This window comes from Alcanivorax sp. HI0083, assembly GCF_001635175.1.
Window position 1 is genome coordinate 1 of sequence record NZ_LWFX01001575.1, and the last position, 9245, is coordinate 9245.

Sequence of the window (9245 nt, forward strand, 5' to 3'; positions counted from 1 at the left end):
GAGTCATTGCCTGGCTGGTGTGGCTGTTGCGCAACCTGCTGGCCATATTGTTGCTGTTCGCCGGCATCCTCATGCTGATCCTTCCCGGGCAGGGTCTGCTGACCCTTTTGATTGCCATCATGACCAGTACTTTTCCGGGGAAATACCGTTTGGAACGCGCTATCATGCGCCGCCCCGGGGTCTTCCGGGCCGCAAACTGGATCAGGGGCAAGTACCATCGCCGCCCGCTGGAGCACCCGGACGCATTCAAGGAGCCCACCCATGGCCATTACCCCCGCGGTTAATAGCGCCGCCATTCGCTGGCACGGCGATCGCCTGCAGTTACTGGATCAACGCCACCTGCCTGCAGAGACCCTGTGGCTGAATATTCTCGACAGCCAGCAAGCGGCGGATGCCATTCGCGATATGGTCGTGCGAGGCGCTCCGGCCATCGGCATCACCGCCGCCTACGGGCTGGCCCTGGAAGCCCAGCGGTTGGGCGATAGCGCTACCCTGGCCTCGCTACAGAATGCCATTGCCTGCCTGGCAGCCAGCCGCCCCACCGCCGTCAACCTGTTCTGGGCACTGGAACGATTGCAACGTGTGGCCGGCGACCTTCAGGGCAACGCCTTGTGCCAGGCGTTAACGGACGACGCAGAGAGCATTCACCGCGAAGACCTGGCCGCCAACCAGGCCATGGGCGAATTTGGGGCCGACCTGCTCCCTGATGGCGCCACCGTTTACACCCACTGCAATACCGGCGCCCTGGCCACCGGCGGGCATGGCACCGCCCTGGGCATCATTCGCAGCGCATGGGCCCGTGGGCAACTAGCGGGGGTCTATGCCGGTGAAACCCGGCCCTGGTTGCAAGGCAGCCGCCTGACCAGCTGGGAGCTGCTCAATGATGGCATTCCGGTAACACTGGTCGCCGACAGCTGTGCAGGCCAGCTTATGCAGCAGGGAAAAATTCAGGCGGTTATCGTCGGGGCCGACCGGATCACCGCCAACGGTGATACCGCCAACAAGATCGGCACCTATAACCTGGCCGTACTGGCGCAGCACCACCAGATTCCCTTCATTGTCGCCGCCCCCGTTTCCACGCTGGACCCCGCCCTGCCCGATGGTAGCCACATTATGATTGAACAGCGCGATGGCAACGAAGTGCGCGCCATTCAAGGCAAACCGGTGGCCCCGGATAACTGCCCGGTGTACAACCCCGCTTTCGATGTCACCCCCGCTGCGCTGATCACCGCCATCGTCACCGAACAGGGCGTCATCCATCACCCGAATACGGAAAAACTCAAGGCCCACCTAAGCCAGGCAAAGGATCGCCGCCATGACTGATCGCCCCTACTCCACCAGCGCATTCCGTGACGCCGCCCGCGCCCTGGCCGCCACCGGGCAACGCATTTATGCCAATGGCTGGTCCCCGGCCACTAGCAGTAATTACTCCCAGCGCCTGAATGCGGACTTTGCTGCGGTGACCCAATCCGGCAAGGACAAGGGCCTGCTCCGTGAAACCGACATCATGGCCGTAGACATGGAGGGTCAACCGGCTTCCGCCGGCAAACCCTCGGCCGAAACCCTGTTGCATACCCAGCTCTACCGTTTTGATGCCAACATTCAGGCGGTGCTGCATACCCACAGCCACGCCACCACGGTGCTGACCATGCACTGGCCTGCCAACAGCATTACGCTGGAAGGCTATGAGCTGCTCAAGGCCCTGGAAGGCATTACTACCCATGACAGCCGGCTGACCATTCCCGTCTTTGAGAACACCCAGGATATCGCCGCCCTTGCCGCCCAGGTGGACAAGGAAATGCGCGCCGGTCATATCAGCCATGCCTATTTGATTCGTGGTCATGGCCTGTACACCTGGGCGCAGGACCTGCCGGCCTGCTACCGTCAACTGGAAGCACTGGAAACCCTGCTGGCCATTGAGCTGGAATGCCGCCGCCTGCGAGGATGCTGACGCACCCGGCAAGACGACAAGACAGAACGCACAAAGAGAGAACTGATAAAGAGGTGTCGCCATGCACAGCGAACTGAAAGTCTTTTCCGACCAGGCACCCGAAGTGCTGGAACAACATCACACCGACAAGGCGGCCATGGCGCGGGTGCTGGCCAGTGCCGGGGTACGCTACGAACAATGGCAAGCCAACCAGCCGTTATCCGAAAGCCCCCGGCAGGATGAAGTGATTCAAGCGTATCAGGCAGACATTAACCGCCTGATCGCCGATGAAGGCTACCAGACCGTGGATGTGGTCAGCATGGTGCCGGACCACCCGGACAAGGCCGCCTTCCGTCAAAAGTTTCTGGAAGAACACCGGCACAGCGAAGACGAAGTACGCTTTTTCGTGGAAGGCCAGGGACTGTTCACCCTGCATATCAATGGCAAGGTCTACGAAGTGCTGTGCACCAAAGGTGACCTGATCAGCGTCCCCGCCAATACACCGCACTGGTTCGATATGGGCCCGGCCCCCCGTTTTGTGGCCATTCGCCTGTTCAACAACCCGGACGGCTGGGTGGCCAACTTTACCGGCAGCGACATTGCCCAGCGCTTCAACCGGCTGGGCTGACGCAACCACCGATATACAGCCAATTCCTTAGCGTGCAAGCACGCTCACACAGCAGGGCTAGACATTCATGATCAACGCCATCATCACTGACATCGAAGGCACCACCAGTAGTATTGCGTTTGTGAAAGACGTGCTGTTTCCCTATGCCGCCAAGCAGTTCCCCGCCTTTCTCCATTCCCACTGGGACGATCCATCGGTACAGGAACAAATTCAGGCCGCCGAAGCCGAGGCCGGCGAATCCCTGGGTAACCCGGAGCAAGCCAGTGCCCTGTTCCGCCGATGGATTGAGCAAGACCGTAAAGCCACACCGCTAAAGGCCCTGCAAGGCATGATCTGGAAGGCCGGCTATGAAAACGGTGATTACACCGCTCACCTGTACCCGGACACCGCCCCGGCCCTGAAAAAGTGGCACGACAGTGGTCTGCCCTTGTACGTGTACTCTTCCGGGTCCATCGCCGCCCAAAAACTGTTCTTCGCGTACAGCGATGCCGGCGATCTCACCGGCCTGCTATCCGGTTATTTCGATACCACCACCGGCCCCAAACAGGCCGCCGACAGCTACCGAAAAATCCAGCAGAACATTGGCCACCCTGCCAACACCTTGCTGTTTTTATCTGATATCGAAGCAGAGCTGGATGCCGCGGCTGAAGCAGGCTTTCACACCTGCCTGCTGGACCGTGAACAGGCCGGGCTGGAAAGTCGACACCCGGTGGTCAGTGATTTCAGCCACATCAACTTTCCGGATTAAGGCAGCGGTTGCTGGCAACGCCACACCACAAACTTGGCGTTGCTGGCCAATACCGTCACCGACCCGAATCGACGGGAAAGCAGCTTGTGGTAGCCCAGATGGCGATTACCGATAACCCGTAATTCGCCGCCCGGAGCCAGGGCTCGTGCCGCCTGATTAAACAGCCGCCGGGCCACATGATCACCAACCACATGCCCGTCATGAAAAGGCGGATTCAACAGAATGCAGTCGAAATCATTCTCCAGCCCCACCAGACCATCGCCATGGTGAAAGCGGCACTGCCTATCGGGAAAGTAGCGCGACACATTGTCACGGGCGCTTTCCAGTGCCAGCCAGGACTCATCACAAAACGTCATTTGAACACCGGGACTGGCCTGCAATGCTGCCAACCCGATCACCCCGTTGCCACACCCCAGATCTACCACCCGTGAGCCCGCTGGCAACGACTGCGGCAGGTGATCCAGGAAGAAGCGCGCGCCAATATCCAGCTGCTGCTGGGCGAATACGCCGGCATGCACGTTTAATTGCCAGTCCCCTGCTTTGATCTTGCTGGGGAAATCGGTGTCAGCCAGAACCTGCCCCGGGGTCTGTGCACTGAACAAACGGGCTTTCTTCCAGCCGTACTCGGCACGACCGTTACCCAGATAACGTTGCAGCAATGACACCAGCTGCCGGGGCAAGTGCTTGTCCATGCCTGCCAACCACACAGGAACGCCCTGCGGAAGATGCCGGCTGAGCCAGTGCAACTGGCACTCCAGCAGCGCAACGGACTTGGGGACACGCATAATGACCTGATCCGGGGCCTGTCCCGGCGGATCGAAGGGCCACAAAAACGGCATTGCCAGTGTCAGGCCATTATCCTCGGCATTGGCCAGAGTGGCGGCCTGGCTCATAAAGGAATCGCCGCTGCTTTCCACGCACGCACACCCCGCCGGGGTCGCTTGCTGTAACGCCAATGCCAATGCGCCCTGCTGATCATTCAGCACCAGGGTTCTTGCGCCGGCCTTTGCGGCTTCATCTGCTTTCGATACAGGCAGGCCGCGTTCTGCCAACGTATTGAGCAGGTACAGATCCGCATTATCCCAGGCCTGTAAGGTCTCATTGCGCCGGCGCGGCCAGCGCTGCAATGCAAGCTGGCCCCAGGGGTGAAGGAAAGCTGTCATTCGGGTCCTTTCATAGAGAAATACATGGGCGAAATACCTGCGGGCGCGCATTTTGCCCGCTGATCGCCGGATTGGCCAGAAACTGCTCAACCACGCATGCCTGCCGCATTTAGGTATGGCATTTTCTGAATTGGCTGCTAGAATGCGCAGCCATCGGAGTATAGCTCAGCTTGGTAGAGTACTACGTTCGGGACGTAGGGGTCGCAGGTTCGAATCCTGCTACTCCGACCAGATAAGCCCCTGAAATAAGGGGGCAGCAAAAAGGCCGCGAAAGCGGCCTTTTTCGTTTCAGGTCCATTCAGGGCATGCAAGGCGAAACCGGTAAAACCCCATCCCGCCCCGCCCATTAATCCGGCATGTCACCCTTCAGCCAAACGCGGATTCAGCGTATAGCTAACCGTCAGGCTGGCTTGAGCCAGTGAATGTGATTTGATCTGTTCAGCCAGTGCCGCACCGCTCAGATCCCTGCCCTCCGGCAGCGTTTCCACATCCAGTGCATAAACCGTAAAGACATAACGGTGCACGGTACTGTCATTCCACGGCGGACAAGGGCCATCGTAACCAAAATACTGGCCTTCCATGTCTGCATCGCCAGCAAACCAGCCAGTGTAATCATTGAGCCCATGGCGCTGCCCATCCGGTGCCGCCGGGCCGCGTTTGCCTTTCGGGGTGACGCTGTCGCAATGGCTACCTTCGCGAATTTCGCTCTGGTCCGCAGGAATGTTAAACAAGGTCCAGTGGTAAAAATCGACTCGCGGCAAGCTGGCCGGCACTTCCCGGTCTTCCTGGTTCACATCATCGGCCGCGCTGGGGGCGTCCGGGTCCAGGCACACCACCGCAAAGGAACGGGTTCCCTCCGGGGCACCTTTCCAGGCCAGATGCGGATTGATGTTGCTCGATAGCGACACATGGGTATCCGGGTCGATCACCGCAAAGGCAAATTTTTCCGGAATCGGTGCCTGGTCGGTGAGGCTGTTGCTAAGTAGCTGCATCGGTAAGCTCTCCTTGTTGCACTGCATGCATACTCTATCAGGCATGCGGGTAATAACGGGGAATTCAAGTTACTGGATACCGAACGCATTGCACCCCAGGCCATTAACCGGCTAATCACCCGCCAGCAGTGGAAACCGGGCCAGTGGCTCATAGCTCGGAAACGGCTCGCCCAGCTCACTGCGGTAAAGCATCAACGTATTCACAGGTAACACCCAGTCGCCAATGGCCTTGAAAGGCGTTTGCGTAGTCCCCGGTTTGGCCAGCGTAATGTGGGGCCGAAACGGCCGCCCCTCCCGCGGGAAACCGTACTCTTGAAGACACAAGCAAAGGTCATGGTGCAGCTGCTTGAGTGCCAGACAGGCCGCACCGGTCAATGCCATAAAAGGGCCTTGCTCCCGGGGGAAGGGCTCACAGCGGTTGAGCAACTGCTGAAACGGTGGGCTATTGTCAGCAAGCTCTTTCAGCGGGCCATGTAGCTGGTTCAAGGCCGCTTCGGACTGTTCACCCAGGAACGCCAGCGTCAGGTGCAGGTTGGCCATGGGGGTAGCGTGTCCCATGCTATGGGATAGTGTGACACACTGGTGTGCCAGTGTGCCGATGACCGGAATACCGATAAAACAGCGCATGCTTCCTTTTCATCCTCCCACCGTATGGCGTGGCGTCCCGGCTGGGACAGCGGTAGAATGCCGGCCCGATTGGCCGAAGCCTGAACGTATGCGGGCCGAGCTTCACGCTCAAGGCTAGCAGGTCACGAACATGCCAGCGAACACGTTATCCGGTTCGAGCTGTCTGGCCGTTTTTCTTCGCCCCTTCACTCCTCCACCCCGGACGCCTCACCAATGAATGACCAACCCTTGAAGGGTGCCTTGCTGCTGATACTCGGTGAAGGCCTTCTGGCGGTGATGGCTGCCATGATCAAGCACCTGTCTGATCACCTCGACACCGAGGTCATCGTGTTTGCACGCAACCTGTTCGGGCTGATGTTCCTGCTGCCGATCATCGCCACCCGCGGTGGTTTTGGTCAGCTACGAACCCGCTTTGTGCATCTGCACCTGATCCGTGCTTTCACCGGCGTGAGCGCCATGTTTTGTTTCTTTTACGCCATTGGGCATATTGCCCTGGCAGAGGCGGTACTGGTCAAAATGACGGTGCCGTTTTTCCTACCGATCATCGCCTGGTTATGGCTCAGTGAACGGATCGGTCTGCACACCTGGCTGGCCATCGTCGCCGGCTTTATCGGCGTTGCTATCATCATGCGCGCCGGGCAGGGTCATATTGACCCGGTCATGTGGGTAGCGCTGGCCGGCGCGGCCATCATGAGTATCGCCAAGGTCAGCATCCGTCGCATGGCGGTTTCCGAGCCCGCCCAGCGTGTGGTGTTCTACTTTGCGCTCTTTGCCACACTGTTTTCGTCTCTGCCTTTACTATGGGCCACCACCCTGCCCGCAGGCACCGATTACCTCTGGCTTCTCGCCATCGGCCTGGTGGCCACAGGCGGGCAATATGCCATGACCACCGCCTACCAGATTGCCCGACCCGGTCAGGTGGGCGTCTATAACTACTCCTCCGTGATCTGGGCTGCGTTGCTCGGCTGGATGTTCTGGGGCGAGACCCTGGTGCTGACCACCATCATCGGCACCCTGTTGATCGTGGCCGCCGGCATCTGGAATCTTAAGTCCCGGTAGGAAACCGTTCAGATCCGAAAAATGGCCCGTTCAGAAGGCTATTTTCGCTGCATATCCCCTATGCTTGGCCCAGCTTGGGCAAGGCAATCACCTTTTCGCTTCCCGCACGGGAAACGAGAAGCGCCTTGAAGGTGACGCCATACAACGGAGAGTTCGGCATGCAACCGAAACACCTGTTTCTTTTTATTCTGTGTACTGTCTTTTTGAATGGCTGCGAAGACGCGGCACGCTGGGCCTATGATAATGGCCTGAGCATGGAAAAAAGCCGCGCCGGCCTGGAAGACCGGACACTGACAACGGCGGACGGCATCGAGTGGCACCTGCTTGTCAGTGAACAAAATAGTGAAAACATCTCCGACAAGGAAACCGTACTACTGATTCATGGGTTCAGCGCCGATTCCAGTAACTGGATTCGCTTTGCCAATGAACTCGAAGGCGATTTCGTTTTTGTGGTGCCGGACCTGCCAGGCCACGGGCAAACCACCCGTACACTGGACCTGGATTACACCATGGCAGCCCAGGCCTCCCGCCTGCTAACGCTGATGGATGCTCTCGACATCCAGCAATTCCATGTGGCCGGCAATTCCATGGGCGGCGCCATTTCCCTGGCTATTGCCCAACAGGCACCAGAGCGTGTGCTTTCCATGGGCCTGGTGGACTCTGCCGGCCTGACTCGCCAGACCGAGGAATTTAAGAATGTTCTCGCCAAGAGTGAGAGCAACCCACTGATTCCGCACAAGGCAGAACAATTCCAGACCACCTTGAAGTGGGCCATGGAAGAACCGCCTTACATGCCCGGATTCTTTATCGACATCATGGGGCAAAAGAAAGCGGAGAACTCCCATGTGGCTGAAAAAATATGGCAAGATCTGATGGACGACCCAGGCATGGTGCTCGAAGACAAAAACGTGCTGCCCGCTATTCAAACACCAACCCTGGTGCTATGGGGTCGCGAAGATCGCTTGCTTGGAGTCGATAATGTAGACGCCTTTCTCGAGGAGTTACCGCAATCCCGCGCGGTGATTCTTGATGGCATTGGTCATGTTCCCATGGCAGAAGTGCCCGGCAAAAGTGCCGATGCCTTCCGTGCCTTCTGGCGCGAAGCGCGCCCCTGAGACGCGCCTGAAACCCAAGACTGATCAAGCTCCGCCGGCTCGTTGCTCCGGCGGAGTCCAGTCAAACGGGACCTGATAACTCATCAGAAAGCCACCCAGCGTAATCAACACCCGGGAAATGCCGATATAGGAATCGGGAATGCTGATGCGCTCTTCCCGAAAGCGGCTCATCAATTCGCCCATGGCAGCTATTGGCCCCTGTTCACTGAGGCGATCGGTCAGCACATACAACGCCAGCTCCTTCAGGGTTTCCGGGCTGCCACCCTTGAACCCGGCCTGAACAAAAAGCTCACCGATATCCACCGGCCCCTCAAAGCCCATCAATCCATATAGCAGGCGGGAGTAACGCCGCACCTCATCCGCCGTGAGCACACCAATAGCGCCGTAATCCAGAATCACCACCTGTTCGTCATCATTCACCAGAAAGTTACCCGGGTGCGGGTCTGCCTGGTAAACGCCAAAGCGGGTGACCTGCTGAAGATAGCTGGTCAGCAACACTCCCAGCAGGTCCTGGGCTTTTTCCGGGTGAGTATCCAGGTAATTGCGCAGTCGCTGCCCGCCTTCCCAGCTGGTCACCAGCACCGATTCACCGCATAAACCCTCGATGATATCCGGGATGCGGATGCGCTCGTGATGGGGCTGGCGGGAAAAACGCAAGGTACTCGCGGCTTCGTTACGGAAATCCAGCTCCATGGCCGTCATGGTCAGTAGCTGCTCAATGGCCTGCTGCAGATCAAACTCACGGAAGGTGGGCGCCACCAGCGCCGCCACCGCCTGAAAGACTTTGGCATCCTGCTCAAAGACTTTCTTCACACCAGGCAACCGCACCTTGACGGCGACTTCCCGGCCATCCTGTAGCTGTGCCTGGTGTACCTGGGCGATGGACGCCACCGCCACCGGCGTTTCATTGAACCAGGCAAATCGCTCACGCCAGTCCCTGCCCCAGGAACGTCGCAAGGCTTTCTCGATCAATGGAAAAGGGA

The 9245-nt window shown here is 58.7% G+C and carries 10 protein-coding genes, 1 tRNA gene and 1 pseudogene; 8 read left to right on the forward strand and 4 right to left on the reverse strand.

The features are described from left to right. The 5 genes and pseudogenes from A3754_RS28190 to mtnC form a co-directional block, all read left to right on the forward strand. A pseudogene (locus A3754_RS28190) lies at positions 1–284 on the forward strand (hypothetical protein); the annotation flags it as partial. Continuing rightward, the gene (mtnA, locus tag A3754_RS23500; RefSeq protein WP_063521496.1) at positions 262–1323 is read left to right on the forward strand and encodes an S-methyl-5-thioribose-1-phosphate isomerase; all 1062 of its coding nucleotides are present in this window, start codon (positions 262–264) and stop codon (positions 1321–1323) included. The pseudogene A3754_RS28190 and the gene mtnA, both read left to right, overlap by 23 nt. After that, positions 1316–1951, forward strand: a complete 636-nt coding sequence (locus A3754_RS23505) for a methylthioribulose 1-phosphate dehydratase (protein WP_063521497.1) — start codon at positions 1316–1318, stop codon at positions 1949–1951. Before mtnA ends, A3754_RS23505 begins: the two co-directional genes overlap by 8 nt. A gap of 61 nt (positions 1952–2012) precedes the next feature. Beyond that, on the forward strand, positions 2013–2558 hold the full coding sequence (locus A3754_RS23510; protein WP_063518736.1) for an acireductone dioxygenase: 546 nt from the start codon (positions 2013–2015) through the stop codon (positions 2556–2558). A 67-nt stretch (positions 2559–2625) separates the two neighbouring features. Further along, positions 2626–3306, forward strand: coding sequence for an acireductone synthase (gene mtnC / locus A3754_RS23515; RefSeq protein WP_063521498.1), 681 nt, complete (start codon positions 2626–2628; stop codon positions 3304–3306). On the opposite strand, the gene A3754_RS23520 is transcribed toward mtnC, so the two are convergent. Next, the gene (locus A3754_RS23520) at positions 3303–4469 is read right to left on the reverse strand and encodes a methyltransferase (RefSeq protein ID WP_063521499.1); all 1167 of its coding nucleotides are present in this window, start codon (positions 4467–4469) and stop codon (positions 3303–3305) included. The genes mtnC and A3754_RS23520 overlap by 4 nt on opposite strands. Positions 4470–4623: 154 nt before the next feature. Here A3754_RS23520 and A3754_RS23525 point away from each other — a divergent pair. Further along, positions 4624–4700, forward strand: a tRNA-Pro gene (locus tag A3754_RS23525). 128 nt (positions 4701–4828) lie between these two features. On the opposite strand, the gene A3754_RS23530 is transcribed toward A3754_RS23525, so the two are convergent. Both A3754_RS23530 and thpR read right to left on the reverse strand, forming a co-directional pair. Continuing rightward, on the reverse strand, positions 4829–5461 hold the full coding sequence (locus A3754_RS23530) for a YbhB/YbcL family Raf kinase inhibitor-like protein (protein ID WP_063521500.1): 633 nt from the start codon (positions 5459–5461) through the stop codon (positions 4829–4831). Positions 5462–5572: 111 nt separating this feature from the next. Then, positions 5573–6088, reverse strand: coding sequence for an RNA 2',3'-cyclic phosphodiesterase (gene thpR / locus A3754_RS23535; protein ID WP_063521501.1), 516 nt, complete (start codon positions 6086–6088; stop codon positions 5573–5575). Positions 6089–6301: 213 nt separating this feature from the next. Between thpR and A3754_RS23540 the strand changes: the two genes are divergently transcribed. Beyond that, the gene (locus A3754_RS23540) at positions 6302–7147 is read left to right on the forward strand and encodes a DMT family transporter (protein WP_063521502.1); all 846 of its coding nucleotides are present in this window, start codon (positions 6302–6304) and stop codon (positions 7145–7147) included. Positions 7148–7305: 158 nt separating this feature from the next. Then, positions 7306–8262, forward strand: a complete 957-nt coding sequence (locus A3754_RS23545) for an alpha/beta fold hydrolase (RefSeq protein ID WP_063521503.1) — start codon at positions 7306–7308, stop codon at positions 8260–8262. Between the two features lie 24 nt (positions 8263–8286). Here A3754_RS23545 and A3754_RS23550 read toward each other — a convergent pair. Next, positions 8287–9245, reverse strand: a 959-nt coding sequence (locus A3754_RS23550; protein ID WP_063521504.1) for an AarF/ABC1/UbiB kinase family protein, incomplete at its 5' end; no start/stop codon positions are given.

Coding starts and splice junctions, on each gene's coding strand:
- mtnA (WP_063521496.1), top strand. CDS start 262: ATGGCCATTACCCCCGCGGTTAATAGCGCCGCCATTCGCTGGCACGGC.
- A3754_RS23505 (WP_063521497.1), top strand. CDS start 1,316: ATGACTGATCGCCCCTACTCCACCAGCGCATTCCGTGACGCCGCCCGC.
- A3754_RS23510 (WP_063518736.1), top strand. CDS start 2,013: ATGCACAGCGAACTGAAAGTCTTTTCCGACCAGGCACCCGAAGTGCTG.
- mtnC (WP_063521498.1), top strand. CDS start 2,626: ATGATCAACGCCATCATCACTGACATCGAAGGCACCACCAGTAGTATT.
- A3754_RS23520 (WP_063521499.1), bottom strand. CDS start 4,469: ATGACAGCTTTCCTTCACCCCTGGGGCCAGCTTGCATTGCAGCGCTGG.
- A3754_RS23530 (WP_063521500.1), bottom strand. CDS start 5,461: ATGCAGCTACTTAGCAACAGCCTCACCGACCAGGCACCGATTCCGGAA.
- thpR (WP_063521501.1), bottom strand. CDS start 6,088: ATGCGCTGTTTTATCGGTATTCCGGTCATCGGCACACTGGCACACCAG.
- A3754_RS23540 (WP_063521502.1), top strand. CDS start 6,302: ATGAATGACCAACCCTTGAAGGGTGCCTTGCTGCTGATACTCGGTGAA.
- A3754_RS23545 (WP_063521503.1), top strand. CDS start 7,306: ATGCAACCGAAACACCTGTTTCTTTTTATTCTGTGTACTGTCTTTTTG.